This is a genomic window from Lacrimispora sp. BS-2 (assembly GCF_040207125.1).
Lineage (GTDB): Bacteria > Bacillota > Clostridia > Lachnospirales > Lachnospiraceae > Lacrimispora.
Genome location: NZ_CP157940.1, coordinates 158,995 through 176,888, shown reverse-complemented (window position 1 = coordinate 176,888; position 17,894 = coordinate 158,995). Strand labels below are relative to the sequence as shown.

Below are 17,894 nucleotides of genomic sequence, written 5' to 3'. Positions count from 1 at the left end.
ACGAGAGAAAGGAATATGGAAAAACTAAGCTCGTTGGAATTCGTGAAATTAGATCATACAGAAATGATTAATAGAATTACCGCCAGATATTATAAACCAACCTATGATACTGTCCATATTAGACTGGATCATTCCGATGAGAAGAATCTGCAGAAGGAAGTTCTGGTCCAGGAGCATTTTCTTCCGGAAGCCTGGATTCCCTCATGGTGGACCAGGCTCTTCCGGAAAAGGGAGAAGCTTGCGGCTGGAAGGCTTCCCGCCTTACCTGCAAAAGCATTCCGTCTTTGACTTTTCCTTTTGGAAGCAAAACCTGTCCATTGCTTAGAATCAACCCGGCCTCACACCATTTCTTTATCCTGCTTCTGGATACGGACAACTGCTGCATTAAAAAAATATCTGTCCTCAAATCAAATCCAGTCGGAATCCTTATTTCCATTTCCATGGCATGATTCTCCCCGCAGGGAAATGCAGTGTCCACGGTTGTCACATAATATTCCGCCTTTGAAACTGCCGCTTCCACCTTGTTTCTCGCAAATAAGTCCCTGTCATTTCCGTATTTTTCCGCCAGTTCAGGATCATTTTGCAGAAATCCCTCATACTCTTCTTTCTCCAGACGACTGGCCAGCCTTCTCTCCCATATGGTCATATTCCAAGAGGTCTCACATTGTCCGCACCGGTAAATCAGCCAGACGTCTATGAGGCGGCCATTGGCATTGACTCTGAATTTTCCGCTGTTTATGAATTCTGTCTTTTTCCCGCATTTCGGGCACCTTCTTATGATGGCTGGAAGCTGGTTTGGCGTGACAATCCATTGTTTTCGTAAATTTCGATTCATGTACTTTCTCCATTTTTACAGTTGTTTCTTTAGACAACTGTAACACGCCATCTTTCTTTATCCCACCTCATACTCTCTTATGGAACAAAGAAAAGGCGGCGCACCATTTTCTTTCTGATGCACCGCCCTATTGTATTGCCTTATTTTTCTTTTCCTGAAGTACGATTCTCTGGATGCTTTTCTCGGAAAGGTAATAACGCTCCGCCAAATGCTTTACGCATATGCCGGAAACATAATCCGCATAAATGGATATATCCCGCCGCTTTCTTTCCTCTCTGGCTCCTGTCCTCTGGCCCCAGGTTCGTTTATTTTCCTGTTTTCTGGGGATATAAACATATTCCCCGTCTATATAATTCTGAATTAATTCCACCAGCTCTGCCGGTAAAATCTCATTCGCTTTCTGATAGCGCATTGCTGCCTCCCAAACATATTTTTACTGTCAGGAATAGCAAAGGCTATACAATTACTTATTTATATTAACTGCATAACCCGTGCTATGCAGCCTTTGAGGGTTCCATCATAAAAAAGCTCGCCTCCTTAAATAAACGCTTATCTTGCAACATAATTACAACCATTCTATCACATAAGGGATTATTGTAAACCTCATGTTTGATTCAGAAACGTATCAGAGCTTCAATGTTCAGTTTTTTATGACAACGCCAAGATACTTTGCCAGTTCCGCCGCCTGGTATAGGTCCACCACAGCGCCCCTGATCTCCGTACAGTTATCAGACATCACCAACCCCTGTATGGTGCTGTTGGTAAAATCCATTCCTTTCATCATAGTCTTAAAAAAGCTGGCATTTTCCAGATTTGCACGGTTCCATTCAAGCGCCTTGCAGCGGCACTGGGTCAGGGAACCTCCCCGGACCTGGGAATCGGTAAAGCGGATGTGTTCCAGTCTGGAAGAATCGAAATTAGCATAGTTGAAATTGCAGTCTTTTATTACGGTATGGAGCATGGTATTCCCGCAGAACTTTGTTCCCATACCCTTTGAGGAGGAAAATTCCACCCGGTTAAAATAACTGTCCTCAAAATTGCAGTTGGATATGTCGCAGGCCCGGAATGCCACGTCAGTAAACTCCCCTTTTTCAAAGCTGCAATCCTGAAATATGCAGTTTTCAAATATGACGGCGGAAAAACGCATGTGCGAGAGATCTTCCTCCATTACATGAAGATTTCTTATGAGAACATCGTTTACCGCTTCCTCCTGGTCTTTTCTGCGGTATAATTCATCTACACCTTCCAGAACAAAATCCATCACCTCCGGAAGGATGGGGATAAGAAGCTTCTGGCTCATATACCCTTTCCTTTCTCATCTTTTCTTCATTCCAAACAGTATAGTCCTTTCCTTATATTACCAAACTCTCAAATGACTTTCAAGTACATACAAAATGAAGACGCTGTAAACTTTCATGTTTTTTTCAAATCATAACCGCCGGTAAAACGGGCAATGCCGTCAACTTAAGAATTCAGGCACCTTTACCTGCTATATCTCTATCAGCTTACAAAAGCCAGCTGATATCTCCTCCAACCTGGGCGAATATCCATTTCTGACATAAAAAGAAGACACCCGGTTAGCAAGGACCACCCGTTCTTCATCACAAAGCCCCATCAGTACCCCAAGACAAGATGCTGCATTAAAATGATCTCCGGCTCCAGTCGACTTTACCGGATTTTCTACAAAATCAGTAGGAATACGTACCAGTCCCCGGCTGCTCATCAGCAAACTATCCTTTAATGTGTGGATTAACACCTCATCAACCCCATACCGTTTCCTCACTTCATGAGCAATCTCTGTTCCTTCCTGACAGCCTCCTAACAGCTGTTTTCCTATGGTAACTGCCTCATTTTCATTCATGCTTAAAATCGTCGTCCGTTTTGTGGAGAACATTGCCATCAGCCTTAAAACACCTTCCACCTCTTCCGGCATTTTTCGAGAAATATCGCACAGATCAAAAAATGCAAACTGTCCCTTATTACAGCACTCCTTGGACAACCCATGGTCGTAAGTCTCCTGCCAGAGGCGTTGGGAAAAAGACAGTTCACTCCAATTTACCAGTGCAATTAAATCAGCCTTAGAAAACATCTGATTTGCCTGCCCGGAAGTACACTTCATTACCAGCTCCCATACATCACCGGATAATTCACAGGAAGGTGCAAGCATTACCTTTCCATCCTGAAATTCCATACAGGTAGATTCCCCCGGAGGTGTAAACGGATATAAGGTACAAGGAAGAGCAGAAAATACATCTTCTGCCCTTCCTCCCTCTCCCAACATTCCGATGCAGGTAACGTCAAGTCCAAGGGTCCCCGCCCCCAGAGAGAAATAAGGCATATTTCCTCCCAGACTCTTTGATTCCACTTTTAGCTCCACCGAACAGCTTTTCCCTGCCTTACTCACCAGAAATTCACCAAACTCCTGTATCGTGGCAAACATCTTTGCGTTTGATGAAGCCGTTGCCGTTTGGGCAATCGGACGCACCGTTGTATCAACAAATCCATCAAACCCTGCAACAACACGCTTTTCCCTTATTTCCTTCCGTTTCCCGGAAAGATCACACAGCCGGTTCATAATTTTACCGCTGCCGCTTGGTCGGTAATTAAATAACAATCCGGATGAGTCTGCAAAATACTTGCAGGCACTTCCCTGGTTACCGGGCCATGAACAGTCTGGGAAAGAATATCTGCCTTATGGGCACCATTTGCTATAAGAATCACTGTTTTTGCTTCCATAATCTGCTTTAATCCCTGGGTAATTCCATGGGTTGGATGAAACTTTTCCCCAAAATATTTAGGCATCACGCTTCTCGTTACTTCATCTAATGGAATGATATGGGCTTCTACACCGAAATCCACTCCCGCTTCATTAAATCCCAGATGACCATTCATCCCAATCCCTAACACCGATACCATCAATGGACCGTATTTTAAGATATAATCATTCAATGCTTCCCGCTCTGCTTCGATCTCCTCTGCATCCCCATGAATCAAATGGACCTTTTCAAACGGCTTCTTTAGCGGCTTTAATAAATTCTCCTGATTAAAAAGCCCGCAGGAACCCCCGTCTTCATGAGAAAGCCCCACCCATTCATCTAAGGAAACATACTTGATCCGGCTGATATCAATCTGTCCTTCATTCACCATCTCTGTAAATTTATGTACCATTCCAAGAGGCGTATCCCCTCCCGGAAAACTGATCAGTCCTTCTGGTGTATTCTCAATACATTTCCCCACCAGTTCTGCCGCTTTCCGGCTCATTTCTTCATAATCCTTACAAATGATGATTTTCATCTGATCCTCCTAATCAATCATGTGAATACTCCTTAAGTATTCCAGATTTCGTTTTGCCGCTGCAAACGCCTGGGATGTGGTGGCCTTTGGCATATCCTGTTCAATCACTCCAATTCCCTCAAATCCAATCTCATCAAGTACTTTTTTTAATTCCTCATAGTCCACGATTCCATCCTTTAAATCTCCCATCACATCTATATCAAATGCGGTATCTGAATCAAGATGTTCCCTTTTGACACGGGCAAGAACATCATGGTCTACATTCTTAAAATGTAAGTAAGCAATTCTCTGTGGGTAACGGCGGATAAAAGAAATGGCACTGGTTTCCTTACAGCTTCCATCTCCGTTCACATAAGCATGATGTCCGATATCAAAGCATAAGTTTAACCCGGTGTAATCCATCAGACGGATAATCTCCTCTTCTGTTTCGATCATACTTTTAATATGAGGATGGTACACCACTTCAATCCCATATTCCTCTTTTGTAAATTTCCCCATCTGGTTGATTTTCTCTAAAAATTCATTCCATATCTCAGGCGGCATCTCCTGCTTCTTTTCACTGTATAATCCCACATCCGATTCATCCATTGCCACCAGATATTTTCCATCAAATGCTTTTAATCTGCGGCAAAGAGCTTCCACCCGGCCGCGGAACGAGGCAAAGGACGGCTCTTTGTCAAACTGGTAGCAGACCGTACCGGCACATACATTCAGCTTACGTGCGGACAATTCCTCCCAAAGCCTGCCCTCATCAACAGGGAGATATCCATCTGGTCCAAGTTCCAATGACTGGTATCCTGCTAAAGCCGCCTGATCAAGAAAAACAGGATAGGGGGTTTTTGACGGTGTTCCATCTGCATACCACACGCCCCAGGAACAGGGAGCGGTCGCTATCGTTATCTTACTCATATCTTCTCCTGTCCGTCATGTTGTCTTCTCATGACATCAATAATTTCTTCAAATAGTTTCAAGTCATCCACCGCATCTTCCAATACGGTTTTCGGCTGCTTTCCTGTTTTCACACACTCTGCAAATAATAGCAGTTCCGTCTGGAATGCATCGCGGAAATCAGGTCCATAGTGAGTTGTTTTTGTCTCTGTCTCCGTAGAATCAATCACCTCTACGCTGGCAGGCTGATAGCGGATATAAGGAGTTTCGTATTTCACATGAATCTTCCGGTTCTTTTGGAAAATCTCAATTGCTGCATCAAACTGCACCACATTCTGATTATTTATTAATTCATAGGTAGCCAAAAATCCATCAAATTCCATGACTACAATCACTTGTTCCCCACCAAAAGCAGTCATAACTGAATGAATCTTCTTTGGCATGCCAAACAGTTCCCTGACTGCTGAAAAAGAATGGCAGCCAAGTCCGGTCATCATCTGGTAGGTCGTACGTTCTTCATCGGTTGCCGAAGCGCCAATTGCCCGGTCAAGATGTGCCCTTCTTCTGGCATTTCCCTCTGCAATCACCTCTGCCGGAACATCCTTTGGATAAAAAACAGGTCTGGTCTGTCCAATAAAAAATGGTCCTTCCAGGATGATATCGCGAAAACGAAGGTATTCTGTGGTTTTTTTCTGGCTTTCTAAAATTTCTTTTGCCTTTAAAAAAGGTCCCGCGTAACGCCGCATATATCCAACCATAACAATTAATTCCGGATACTTCTTTTTTAACTCAATTAATTCTTTCAGTTCGTCGCTGCATAAAGTAACCGGTTTTTCCACAAACACGTGCTTTCCTGCCTTTAATGCACAAGCAGCATATTCTCCATGGTACTGGTCAGGGGAAAGAATCAGTACCCCGTCAATGTCTGCCTGTTCGATCAACTCTATGGCATTTAAGTACCCATTGGGAATATGATATTTCTTCTGTACAAACTCCACCAGACTTTCTGATACATCTGAAACAGCAGTAATGGTATACTGTTCACAAAGATCCTGTAAAATGGGAAGATGCATAAGCTGGGAAACTTCCCCAAGACCAATCACTCCAAGTTTCATCATAATATTTTCTCCTATCTGTCTATTTTTATTTGTCTATTCTTTTACCGCCCCTGTGGTCAAGCTGGATACCACCTGTTCCTGGAAGATGGCAAAGACCGCAATAGACGGAAACACCGCAATTGTGACGGCAGCAAACAGTGCCGTATAATTAAAACTGAACTGTGCTGTAAAATAGCTTAATGACAATGGAAGGGTCCGTGCCTTTTGCCCGCTTGTCAATACCAGAGCAAAGGTAAATTCATTCCATGAGTTTAAAAATGCCAATACTGCCGCAGAGGTCAGCCCCCCCTTTGCACATGGCAGCATAATCTGGAAAAAGGTACGTACAAAATTTGCTCCGTCTACATATGCAGCTTCCTCTAACGCTTTTGGAACCGACAAAAAAGTTCCTCTGAGAATTAATAATGACATCGGTAAATTAAGAGCAGTATAAACCAAAATCAGCCCTGCTTTCGTATCATACAAACCAATCTTCAAAATCACTCCATACACCGGATGGAGCAATGCCGTCATAGGAATAACTAATGACAGGGAAAGAATAAAATAGAGCAAATTCTTTCCAGAAAAAGTACACCGGGCAAACACATAAGCTGCCATTGCCAAAAATAATACATTAAACCCGGTAGAACATACGGTAATCACCACACTGTTTCCAAAATAACGTAAAATCGGGGAAATCGTCAATGCGTCCTGATACCCTTTCAAAGAAAAGCTTTTTGGCAGGGAAACCCCATTTGCCAAAATCTCTGCATTGGTTTTAAAGGAAGACATGAACACCCACACAATGGGGAACAGTGCAACACATACGCAGATGACCAATAATAAATACTTTAATACACATAACGTATATTTTTTCACCTGATATTCCCCCTTTAGTATTCTTCCTGATTCACCTTTAATGCCTTATTAATGAGTGCCATGGCTCCGATTCCAATTACTACAATACACACACCAATGGCATTGGCATAGCCATAATTATTCTCCCCTTTATAGACACTATAAAGCAAAAGAGGGAGATTGGTGGTTGCCTTTCCCGGCCCTCCGTTGGTGGTGATATAAATCAAATCAAACATTTGCAGCATATAGGTAGCTGCCATCACCATGGTAGTTCCAATTACTTTCTTTAAGAGAGGCAGCACAACAAAAATATCTCTTTGAAATGGTGATGCACCATCTACCTTTGCTGCCTCTATGATCGTATCATCAATGGAAAGTGCCTGTGCCAGTACCAGCGTTGTGGTGTATCCTGCAAACAGGACCCAGATTAAGGTTACTGATACAAAGGAAGTACGGCTGTCCATCAGCCAGTTTCTTGTCAGATGTTCCAGCCTGGCTGCCTTTAGCACAGAATTAATCACACCAAACTGAGGATTAAAAATATTTAAAAAGATCATGGCAATGGCTGCATTGGAAATAATATTTGGCACCATGTATGCAGTACGGACAAACTTCCACCCTTTTGGCCGTTTATACAGGATCAGGGCAACCACCGTTCCCAATGCCACATGAACCGTACACTGGATAAGGATCCACATCACCGTATTGGACAATGCCTGAAAAAAATCAGGATCACGAAAAAGCCGGGAGTAATTTCCAAATCCAATAAAAGTCATATCCTTTGCATTTAAACGGTAGTCAAATAAGGATGTGGCAAATACCATCACCAGAGGAACTGCATAAATCATTAGGAATAAAACAACTGTTGGCAGTAAAAAAACAGGAATCCACATTTTATTAATTTTCACAGCACCTCTCCTTTTACCGCCTTACTGGTTCTTTTTTGCCCCGTCTGTTAAAGACTGGCAAAATCCTTTTGGGTCTAAGTCACCGGAATACAATCTTGGCAGCTCCTGGCTGATCACATCAAGTAAATTGGAATACATCGTCGACTGCATATTGTCACTGCGTATGGCAGCTTCTTCTGCCTGATTTAAGAAATCGGCTAATAACGGATATTTCCTTTTTGCTTCCTCTGTGATTTCCACTGTCTGGGAAGCAGGAATCATTCCCTGAGTCTCTAAACCAAGCTGCTGGGCATGAGCAGAGGTAAAGAATTTTACCATGGCAATCGCTGCTTCCTCCAGCTTCGGATCATCCTGCTTTGTCACAAAATATCCCTGAATGGGAGCGTCATAAACAAATCCTCCCGGATAGATTGCTGATCCTACTTTATCAGAAAAACCAGGCATTGCCTTTGCTTCATCTTCAAAATCCCCAATCATCCACGGACCATTGGCAATCATTGCCGCCTGACCGGACAGGAAATTATTTGCGGCATTTTCATACTTTCCGCCTATGGCATCCAAAGTCGTATATTCCCTTAACATGGTTTGGACTTTTTCCGCCGCTGCAATCATCTCCGGAGTATTGTAATCATCTGGATTCATGGTTTCCATAAACTTAAGACCATCTTCATTTGCCGTTGCTGCCATGGCACCAAGCCAAAGCTGGGTAACCCATGCAGAATCTGCCGTATCCATAGCAAGAGGGGTAATTCCTGCCGCTTTTAACGCATCACACTGTTTAAAAAATTCATCCCATGTTTTCGCTGGTTCAGTAATCCCTGCTTTTTCAAATAATTCTTTGTTATAAAAATAACCAATAATGGAACCCTCTGCAGAAGAAGCATAGATTTTTCCGTTGCGGCTGTTTGTTTCTAACGATGCATCGGAATACAGCCCTTTCCACTCCGGATCTCCACCTACCGTATCCGTCAAATCAAGAACCAGATCCTTGGCTACTGCAAGGTCCAGTAAGTTATAGCCGCCCCCATAGACAACCGGCGGCAAATCTCCCGTCCCTAACTGCACTTTAATCTTGTCCACGTAATTGGCGTCACCTGGAACTTCTTCCAGTTGAATGCGGTATTTTCCTTTGTACTCTTTGTTAAATTCCTCTACAAGCTGAGAAACTACCGGTGCTGCAGTATTTACCCCCACCTGAAATGTCGGATAATTGATCACAATTTCCCCACTGTTTCCAGAATCTTTTGCAGTATTCCCACCGGACTGGTCCGGATTTTTCGTAGTACAGCCTGCCAGTATCGTAACCCCCATTGCCCATGCAAGGGTAACTGCTATCCACTTCTTTTTCATTGGGTATTTCCTCCTTCTCTTTTTTAATCTGTGATTTGTAACTCTATTATAATTCATGCACTCTGCATAAACAATTGAACTCATATCCCGATTTTTAGTACTATTTTGTACTATCTGTGATTCTAAGTCAATTTTTTTCCTACTTCTCATAAAATAGACTTTTTTTATCTTAAAACCAGAATAAATTATTCCTATTTCCCCAAATCTATGCTACAGTAAAGAAGAATCTTTGCAAAAATATTTACAAACAGGAGAAAAAAATGAAGAGAAAATTTTCTATTTCATGGATTTCCACCATATTAAATTGCATTCTGATTTTAATACCTGTTTTATGCTCTTTGCTGTATTTTGTCCATGTGGTGTCTTCCAAACTGGAAACTACTGCCGAATCAACAGCCTCTTTTTATATGGAACAATTTACAAATGATACCGGGCGGATTCTGGATGCACTTCGTAACACTGCCTACTATCTTATGAGCGACCCGGATACCTTAACATTAATGCAAAATCCCAATTCCCCCACCCAGATGGAACGGCTTAAGATCGAGGAAGGTCTTGGCAGAATTCAAATATTAAACCAATTGCCAAATTCCAATATTATTACGGGAATTTATCTGATCAAGGACAAAGAACCGCTCTCCCTGATAAAAGGCGGGATTTTTCAGGGAAACACCGCACGGATCAGGAAAGTTTCCCAGGCTTATGGTAACCTTAATTCTGCCAGAGATTTATTTATTATGCCCTACGACCCGGATTACAGCTACTTTATTGTGGATTATTTAGATAAAAATACCATGAAACCGTTAGGGAAACTGATCATTGAGCTGAATCTCACTTCCTTTATCCAGTCCGCCAACCTCAATACCATTTACCAGGAGGCATATGTATTACTCCGTAATACTTCGGGCAGCATCATTGCTTCCTCCAACCGTAACATAAAAGAAACCATCCCCACTTACAATCCCGATGGGTATTTGCAGTTGGGTGATGTCTGGTATTACCATGCCAGTAAAGTGTTATCTCAAAGCCACATTCAGGTTGATGTCCTGATTCCCCGTAAAGAAATCTTTGAAACCATTCATTGGACGGTAAAGGTTTCTGTTTTCTTTACACTGGTTGTCCTCTTCCTTACACTGGCCGCCAATATTATCCTGTTATCCTTTCTTTTTAAACCGCTGAAACAAATGGTACAGAAGTTAGGACTGCTTGCAGAGGGAGATTTAACGGTTCGAATGGATTCCACACCTTATAAAGAAACCGACCAGGTTGCCTCTACGTTTAACCATATGGCAGACCGCATGGCAAAACTTATTGATGAAGTTTATGAAAAAGGGCTTCTTCTTCGGGATGCGGAGATTCAATCTTTGGACTCCCAGATTGAGCCCCATTTTATTTTTAATTTACTGCAGCTCATCCACATCCGCTGTATGGAGGCAGGGCAAAACCACATCGCCCGGATTGTCTCCAATCTGGCACAGCTTTTGCGTGCGGGAATTCTTCACAAGAATAAACAAACCATATGTTTCGCTGATGAACTTCAGTATGTCCGCTATTATCTGGAGTTGCAAAAAGAGAGATTTCATGAGAAACTGGAATATTCCATTGATCTGGAAGACGATAATATTTTAAACTATTATCTACCGAAACTAACCATTCAGCCTCTGGTGGAAAACAGTCTTGTCCACGGTCTTGAAAACCAGCGGAAAGGAGGGTTTGTACGGATTTCCGTCTGGGAAGAAAGGTCGGAAGTCTGTATCCGGGTCACAGATAATGGAGTTGGGTTTGATCCCTCTTCCATTCATTGGAACGAATCAACCAAGGATGTTTCCCAGACTTCTCACAATCACATTGCACTTGCCAATATCAACCGCCGTATAAAACTTTTATATGGCAGTAAGTACGGAATCCATATAACTTCGGCAATGGGAAATGGAAGTGAAGTACTCGTTACACTTCCCATCGACTTAGGGCGTGTTTAAAGACTCATTGTCCCAAGCTGCACGCCCCGGGAAATTAAAAAAAGGAGGACCACCATGCTAAAGGTAATGATTGTTGATAATGAAACTGCGATACGAAAAGGACTGGCTCATATCATCCAGTGGGAAAGTCTTGGCTGTATCGTCACGGCACAGGCAGAAGACGGGGTAGATGCCCTGGAACAGATTTCCCGTTCCCAGCCAGATATTGTCATCAGCGATATCCGGATGCCGGGAATGGATGGCCTTGATCTGGCACAGGAGATTTCCAAACATTACCCTTGGATTAAGGTGATTATCCTGACAGGCTTTCCTGATTTTGAATATGCAAAAAGAGCTATCTCCTATCAGGTAGTTGACTTTGTGCTAAAACCTGTTTCATTAGAAAACCTGACAGAGGCAATTGAAAAAGCAAAGAAACAAGTGCTTTCTGCTGCTACCGGATTACAGCTTAAGAAAGAACTCGCCAGTAAAAACGAACAGAATTTAGAACTGCAGCAAGAGATGTTTTTACGCGACCTGCTACGAAATTCTGATATTTCTCATTTATTTTTAACGAACTGCCTGATCTCGCTTAAGCTTAACTTAACCAGTTATTATGTCTTACGCCTGGATGTGGCTCCGTTAGAAGAAAGGGATCTCTCCCAACATTATCTGGAGCAGATGAAACGGATTCTTACTGACTGTATCAGCGATTATAAGATTTATTTTATTCCCACTGATCTCTTTGTTTGCTATGGAATCCTGATTGCCCCCTCTGCCTATCCGGTGGCAGACAAATGCTTGGAAACCTTTCATATCTTAAGCAGCTTTCCGCAGTTTCTTCTTTATATCGGAATCAGTCTGCACCAGAATAACCCTCTTGATCTTGAAAAAGCTGCGGAGCAGGCAAACCAGGCGGTTCAGTTTGCCAAGCACTCACCGGAGTTTCCGGTTGTGTGTATTAACCAAGTCCCCCCTGTTCCTCAAACTGTGATGGAGACCATTTATCACGATTTAAAAGCTTTAAAGACTGCTGTTGATTATCAAAATCTGGAAAAAGCAAGGGAGATCCTGAAACGATTGTTTACAGGATTTTATGAAAACCGTTTACCGCTGGATACCGTTCGCAGCATTTGCGTCTATATTCACCAGTTTTGTATTGGTATGGTGTTTCAGTCCGACGGAGAAACTTCTATGGAAGGAAGCCATCTCTCTGCTTTAAAGCAACTGGTGGCAAGCAATTCGGTTGCTTCCACGGAAGAAATCATGATGGTTTTTATGGAACATCTGCTTCGTCATGCAGTTCCCTCTGATGATGCTGCACGCATAATCCATTCCGTAAAGTCTTATATTGCCCTCCATTATGGTGATGACATATCCCTTGAGTCTCTTGCTTCCATGGTTCACTTAAGTCCCAACTATTTAAGCCGGCTCTTTAAGAAAGAAACAGGGGAAAATTTAAGCATTTATATACAAGATCTGCGGATCGAAGAAGCAAAGACACTGCTGTGCACCACTTCATTAAAGACTTATGAAGTGGCAGAGCGGGTGGGCATTCCTGACCCAGTGTATTTTTCACGGATTTTCAAGAAAAAAACTGGGGAAAAGCCTAAAGATTACCGGGGAAAAGCCGATGAGAGGTGTGCAAACAATAAATTGGACTAACTGATGATATATGTAAGCTATAAATTATCCCATCAAAGCTCCTGCAAGCCACGATGGGATATTTTAGTACTGATTTTATTATAATTTTTTGTATTTCAAAGTAAACTTTGTGTTATATTATTCGGTTTCATACAATGATATTCCAAATTCTTTACGAAACTATTTTAATGCTTTTGTTAGTTGTTCATCCGCCCGTCATCCTAAATAAATTGAATATTTCGAATTATTGCATTCATTTATGATACGGTTCCCCGCTAATGATCCGATAACTCCGGTAAATCTGCTCCAGCAAAACAACTCTCATCAGCTGATGGGGAAAAGTCATCCTGGAAAAGCTGAGTCTATAATCCGCCCTCTTTAAAACAGCATCAGAAAGTCCCAAAGACCCTCCGATCACAAAAACGATCTGGCTCACTCCTCCGATTCCCAGCCCGTTTATTTTCTCTGACAGCTGGACCGAATCCAGCATTTCCCCGTCAATCGCTAAAGCGATGACATAGGCCCCATCCTTAATCGAAGAAAGGATTCTTTCCCCTTCCTTATCCTTTATTTGTCTTTCAACCGCCTCACTGGCAGAGTCCGGCGTCTTTTCATCGGACACCTGGACAATATCCAGCTTGCAGTAGCGGCTCAGTCTTTTGCTGTATTCCCCGATGGCATCTGTATAAAACTTCTCTTTTATTTTTCCCACAGTTACCAGAGTAATTTTCATTGGTATCTCCTTTATGCATCATCCAATTCTTTTTTCATCATGGCAATGAGAAGCCTGGCCATATCTCTTGCCGGCTTTGTGTGCTCTGTTTTCACCTTCCGCACCACTTTCCCATCAGGCTTTACATTGATATGGAAAATGATCTGCAAAAACGATTCCACCTCATCCCAGGCCTCCCGGCTTTCGGGAATTAAGTCCAGTCCCATCTGAAATACATGGAACATCCCCTCATAAACGGAAACCCGCCGCTTTACTCCCGCATTTTTTAATTTATCCGCTACAGTCAGCGTATCGCTCAAAAGCACCTCATAGCTTCCCACCTGCATGAGAACAGGAGGAAATCCCTCATATTCCCCGAACGCAGGAGAAATATAAGGAATACCAGGGTCCTCTCCGCCAATATATTCCGAATTGTAAAGCATGTTATCCGTAGAATTTCCAAACAGCGGATCGATTTCATAATTGGACACATGACTTTCTCCGCTGTTGGTCAAATCCGTCCAGGCTGACATGGTGATAAACCCTCCTGGAAGAGCAATTCCATGATCTTTCAGATATAGCCCAAGCGCCAGGCTTAATCCGCCTCCGGCAGAATCCCCGGCCACCACAATATGCTCCGGCCGGTACCCTTTTTCCTCAATAAGCCACTCATAAGCAGCCACTGCATCCTCCAAAGCGGCCGGAAATGGATGTTCCGGGGCCACCCGGTAGTCAAGGGTCAAAACGTCCCCGCCATAGCTTAGCTTGGAATACCGGACCGCAAATCTCCGGTAAATGTTCTTCATCGGCCCGATGTAGCCGCCGCCGTGAAGCTGCAGGATCACCCGCTCCGTCACCACTCCAGCGGGGCGCAGATACTCCATTTTTAAATGTCCAAGCTCTATGATTTCGTATTCATATCCCGCCGGACGGATCCAGGCAGGCTCCACCGGATTTCTCCTCAGCTCTCCTGTCCTGATAGGCTGTTTCAGCGATGTTTCCATTACATTCTGCATCATATCCCTCACCAGACTTCCTCGTACACTTACTTTTCTTCGGCTCATCAACATCCCCCTCCTTTTACAGCACTTTTTTACACATGAAACCGCCTTTTCAGTTCTGTTTTCACACTTCTGTCTCCAAGTAAAATGGTAACAGCCAGAATGATCACTGTTACCGTCACAGTAATCAGGGCCAGAAGCGGCCTGGTAAGCAAACCCGTTGCCCATAAAATCAAAGGAATAAAGCTGAACACTGTAACAGCGATCTGATACATAAAATAGCTCTGCCAGTTCATACGGTTCACAAGAATCAGGAAGACCACCGATAAATCCGCAAACAGAATGGTGCTTGGAATCCCGTAATTCACGGACCAGCCATTATAACCTGTAGAATGGTCCAGGGCCACTAAAAGCACCTGCGCAGCTACCGTCTGCAATAGGATCTTTGAGGCCAGATTCGCATGGCGTAAAATGGAATATTCGACCGTAAGAGCCGTATAAGCCATAAGCCCGATGGCGATGATGGACCACATGGAGCCGGAATAGGTGGCATAATTAATAAGCCCCAGAACAGCTCCCACCAAAAACAGCAAGCCGTAAAAAATGAATGCCAGCTTTTTAAGCCTTTTTCGGTCATACCGGATCTGAGGATACATGCCCAGATTGTCCCTGTTGTCCGGAACTCCGTTGCTCTCTAAGTTAACCGGGATTTCCATTTCCCTTAGAAATCCGAAAAAACGGTCCTGAAGCCTGGTATCCTGAAATACGGAAGTAAAGGTCACGATCATCTCTTCCCCATAGGAACAGACCCCGCACTTTATAGGCTGTCTCTTGGAAACGCCGATCATTAAGGAAAATCTCTCGATTTCTTCCCTGTAATCCTCTTCTATTTCTATGGGGCCGATATTGGAAAGAGTCATGGTGTAGGCTTTATCATTTTTCCGGAAGATCAGATTTAAAGCACACCATTTTACAAAAAGGGGCGCAGCCCGCAGATACCATTTCTTTTCATTGGAAACATTATAGGAAATGATCTGTTCCATCTTTTCCTTTGTGATCTTTATATCCATCTGCCTGCTTACCGCTTCCAGCACCTCTGAAAAGGTATGTTCCTCACTGGTGGATAAAAAGTCAATAAGGGTCACAGCAAAAAAATTAGCAGTTGTCTCCGAGCCGAAAAATGTCCTCAAATTAATGGGAATGCTGATGCCGATGGATTCCTCCCAGGGCTTTCCTTCAAGATATTCCTGATAAATAGCCCAGATCAGGGCGGCCGTTAAAAATCTGGTGATGCTGACCCCATAGCTTTTGGCAGCCGTTTTCAGCATCTTTAAATCCACATAACCGTGAAGAACATTTTCCTCATCAAGAGGAAGGGCTTCTCCTGTAAGATGATATGCCTTTCTGGAGCTGTATTTGCGCTTTTCGGTCTTTTTATAATGGCGGACGTAGCTGTCCTCCACATTCATGGAAACATCCGACGATATTTTCTGAGGCGCCTGGTGGCCGGTCCTGGAATTTTGCTTAAGATCCAGATACCGGTAAACCAGTGCCTTTAAAAAGTTCACCGCTCCCAGGCCGTCTGTGACCGCATGGAATACCTCCAGATTGATCCGCCTGGCAAAATAAGTGACCCGGAATAAAAAAAGCTGGTTGCTGTGAGGATCAATGTATTTGCAGGGATAGGTGGTTTCCCGTTCAATCACCGGCATCCTCTTATTGTTTTCAAAATAATACCAGAAAAATCCCCTCCGCAGCCTCACTGAAAATCCTTCGAACTGGGGAAGGATTTCTTCCAGTGCCCTTTGCAGAGTACCCGGGTCCACCTCTTCCTTTAAAACCGCAGCGATCCGGAATACATTACTTAAATTCTCACTGGCTATGACCGGAAATATCTTTGCCGTATTGTCAAGCCGTCTCCACCGTTCTCCCTGGGGACTTCTTTTCATACTGAAGGTGCCTCACTTCCCTGTATCCATAAAATCGAGCCGCATATCATACCAGACAGCGCCTCCGTGGACAGACCCGGACACGCCCATGTTTTGGTATCCGAATTTTTCGTAGTAATGAATCAGCCTGTCCTTGCAGGTGAGGATCATTCCTTTCCTGCCTCTTTTGACTGCTTCTTCTATAAAACGGTTCATTAAAGCGGCGGCAACTCCCTGTTCCCTCCACTCTTTTATTACATCAAGTCCAAACACGCTCTGGTAAGCACCGTCTGGTTTATGAAAATCAGCTTTCTCAAACATTTCGTCACAAATAGTATTCCCATCTGTAGCGCAGCCATTAATAAAACCGATAATCCTCCCGTCGGAAAGCTCTGCCACAAGGAAGCATTCAGGAAAATGACTGATCCTCTGCTCAAAGGCCTCCCGCCCTGCCGCCTCTTCCGGAGGAAAACAGAGGGCCTCCACTTCCGTTACCCGGTCTAAATCTTCTTTTCTTACTCTTCTGATTTTGTAATCCATCCTATTGTTTCTCCGTTTCCAAAACTGATCCTTGGTTTTTTCTTCCCCATACTAAGAAAAGGCGGATTCCCCCGGTATCCCGTTGGAAATCCTCCTCTTTCTTTTTCTGGACGCAAAGGTCAAATACCCTGCAGCATTCACCAGATACAGGAATGCAGGCATTCCTGCTCCTCACTCATTGCTTGCAGAAATAATATCCTACGCCCCACTTGGTATGCACATATTTGGGATCGCTGGGACTTGGTTCGATCTTCTCTCTAAGACGCCTTACATGAACGTCTACCGTACGGACATCTCCCGTATCCATAGCCTTATTTCCCCATACGTAAGTAAGAAGCTGCTCCCTGCTGTAAACCTTACCCGGATTGCAGGCAAGAAGCTCCAAAAGGTCAAACTCCTTTGCCGTTAAATTAATCTCTTTTTCAGCAATAAACACTCTCCTGCTGTCCCGGTCCAGCTTCAAATCGCCTTCCTTCACCACCTGGCTGTCTTCCTGGCTGTCCCGCTTGTTCTTCTTTGAATTCCGGCGCAGGATGGCCTTGATCCTGGCCTTTACCTCAAGAATGTTAAAGGGCTTTGTAATATAATCGTCGGCGCCGTATTCCAGGCCCAGGATTTTATCCATATCATTGCCCTTAGCCGTCAGCATGATGATGGGCATCTCGGAAAATTCCCGAATGGCCTGACACACCTCATAACCGTCATATTTGGGAAGCATGACATCCAAAAGGACCACATCATACTCTTTCTGCTTTGCCAGATTAATGGCTTCCTCTCCATCATAGGCACAGTCCACTTCCATACCGTCCTGTTCCAGACTGAATCTCATTCCTTTTACGATGAGTTTTTCATCATCAACTACTAAAACGCTTGCCATACTA

17 protein-coding genes are annotated in these 17,894 nt (G+C 43.6%); 2 read left to right on the top strand and 15 right to left on the bottom strand.

Features of this window, described 5'->3' with window-relative positions:
* Nucleotides 1-118: 118 nt before the first annotated feature.
* The 10 genes from ABFV83_RS00840 to ABFV83_RS00795 all read right to left on the bottom strand — a co-directional run bounded on the left by ABFV83_RS00840 (nucleotide 119) and on the right by ABFV83_RS00795 (nucleotide 9,230).
* A complete protein-coding gene (locus tag ABFV83_RS00840; protein ID WP_349946977.1) occupies nucleotides 119-835 on the bottom strand; it encodes a DUF1062 domain-containing protein in 717 nt (238 codons plus the stop codon).
* A gap of 127 nt (nucleotides 836-962) precedes the next feature.
* Entirely contained in the window at nucleotides 963-1,247 is a 285-nt protein-coding gene (locus ABFV83_RS00835; RefSeq protein ID WP_349946975.1) for a CD3324 family protein, read from the bottom strand.
* Nucleotides 1,248-1,475: 228 nt separating this feature from the next.
* Nucleotides 1,476-2,135 carry a pentapeptide repeat-containing protein gene (locus tag ABFV83_RS00830; RefSeq protein ID WP_349946973.1) on the bottom strand — a complete coding sequence of 220 codons (660 nt, stop codon included), beginning with the start codon at nucleotides 2,133-2,135 and terminating at the stop codon, nucleotides 1,476-1,478.
* A gap of 189 nt (nucleotides 2,136-2,324) precedes the next feature.
* On the bottom strand, nucleotides 2,325-3,410 hold the full coding sequence (locus ABFV83_RS00825; protein ID WP_349946972.1) for a carbohydrate kinase family protein: 1,086 nt from the start codon (nucleotides 3,408-3,410) through the stop codon (nucleotides 2,325-2,327).
* Nucleotides 3,407-4,129: a glucosamine-6-phosphate deaminase gene (locus tag ABFV83_RS00820; RefSeq protein ID WP_349946970.1), complete on the bottom strand. Its 723-nt coding sequence runs from the start codon at nucleotides 4,127-4,129 to the stop codon at nucleotides 3,407-3,409. The genes ABFV83_RS00825 and ABFV83_RS00820 overlap by 4 nt, the downstream gene beginning before the upstream one ends.
* A 9-nt stretch (nucleotides 4,130-4,138) precedes the next feature.
* A complete protein-coding gene (locus tag ABFV83_RS00815; protein WP_349946968.1) occupies nucleotides 4,139-5,038 on the bottom strand; it encodes a sugar phosphate isomerase/epimerase in 900 nt (299 codons plus the stop codon).
* On the bottom strand, nucleotides 5,035-6,135 hold the full coding sequence (locus ABFV83_RS00810) for a Gfo/Idh/MocA family oxidoreductase (protein WP_349946966.1): 1,101 nt from the start codon (nucleotides 6,133-6,135) through the stop codon (nucleotides 5,035-5,037). The genes ABFV83_RS00815 and ABFV83_RS00810 overlap by 4 nt, the downstream gene beginning before the upstream one ends.
* 33 nt (nucleotides 6,136-6,168) lie before the next feature.
* Complete coding sequence (locus tag ABFV83_RS00805; RefSeq protein ID WP_349946964.1) at nucleotides 6,169-6,993, bottom strand: carbohydrate ABC transporter permease; 825 nt, start codon at nucleotides 6,991-6,993, stop codon at nucleotides 6,169-6,171.
* Between the two features lie 14 nt (nucleotides 6,994-7,007).
* Nucleotides 7,008-7,880 carry a sugar ABC transporter permease gene (locus tag ABFV83_RS00800; protein WP_349946962.1) on the bottom strand — a complete coding sequence of 291 codons (873 nt, stop codon included), beginning with the start codon at nucleotides 7,878-7,880 and terminating at the stop codon, nucleotides 7,008-7,010.
* A gap of 21 nt (nucleotides 7,881-7,901) precedes the next feature.
* A complete protein-coding gene (locus ABFV83_RS00795) occupies nucleotides 7,902-9,230 on the bottom strand; it encodes an extracellular solute-binding protein (RefSeq protein WP_349946960.1) in 1,329 nt (442 codons plus the stop codon).
* Nucleotides 9,231-9,490: 260 nt separating this feature from the next.
* Here ABFV83_RS00795 and ABFV83_RS00790 point away from each other — a divergent pair, with 260 nt between their 5' ends.
* Together ABFV83_RS00790 and ABFV83_RS00785 are read left to right on the top strand one after the other, a co-directional pair.
* The gene (locus ABFV83_RS00790) at nucleotides 9,491-11,209 is read left to right on the top strand and encodes a sensor histidine kinase (RefSeq protein WP_349946958.1); all 1,719 of its coding nucleotides are present in this window, start codon (nucleotides 9,491-9,493) and stop codon (nucleotides 11,207-11,209) included.
* A 54-nt stretch (nucleotides 11,210-11,263) separates the two neighbouring features.
* Entirely contained in the window at nucleotides 11,264-12,853 is a 1,590-nt protein-coding gene (locus ABFV83_RS00785; protein WP_349946956.1) for a response regulator, read from the top strand.
* Between the two features lie 232 nt (nucleotides 12,854-13,085).
* On the opposite strand, the gene rlmH is transcribed toward ABFV83_RS00785, so the two are convergent.
* From rlmH to ABFV83_RS00760, 5 genes are all read right to left on the bottom strand, one after another.
* Nucleotides 13,086-13,565: a 23S rRNA (pseudouridine(1915)-N(3))-methyltransferase RlmH gene (gene rlmH / locus ABFV83_RS00780; protein ID WP_349946954.1), complete on the bottom strand. Its 480-nt coding sequence runs from the start codon at nucleotides 13,563-13,565 to the stop codon at nucleotides 13,086-13,088.
* 11 nt (nucleotides 13,566-13,576) lie between these two features.
* On the bottom strand, nucleotides 13,577-14,608 hold the full coding sequence (locus ABFV83_RS00775) for an alpha/beta hydrolase (protein WP_349946952.1): 1,032 nt from the start codon (nucleotides 14,606-14,608) through the stop codon (nucleotides 13,577-13,579).
* A 29-nt stretch (nucleotides 14,609-14,637) separates the two neighbouring features.
* On the bottom strand, nucleotides 14,638-16,494 hold the full coding sequence (locus tag ABFV83_RS00770; RefSeq protein WP_349946950.1) for a DUF6320 domain-containing protein: 1,857 nt from the start codon (nucleotides 16,492-16,494) through the stop codon (nucleotides 14,638-14,640).
* A gap of 12 nt (nucleotides 16,495-16,506) precedes the next feature.
* Nucleotides 16,507-17,013, bottom strand: a complete 507-nt coding sequence (locus ABFV83_RS00765) for a GNAT family N-acetyltransferase (RefSeq protein WP_349946948.1) — start codon at nucleotides 17,011-17,013, stop codon at nucleotides 16,507-16,509.
* A 175-nt stretch (nucleotides 17,014-17,188) separates the two neighbouring features.
* Nucleotides 17,189-17,890 carry a response regulator transcription factor gene (locus ABFV83_RS00760; RefSeq protein WP_349946946.1) on the bottom strand — a complete coding sequence of 234 codons (702 nt, stop codon included), beginning with the start codon at nucleotides 17,888-17,890 and terminating at the stop codon, nucleotides 17,189-17,191.
* Nucleotides 17,891-17,894 lie beyond the last annotated feature (4 nt).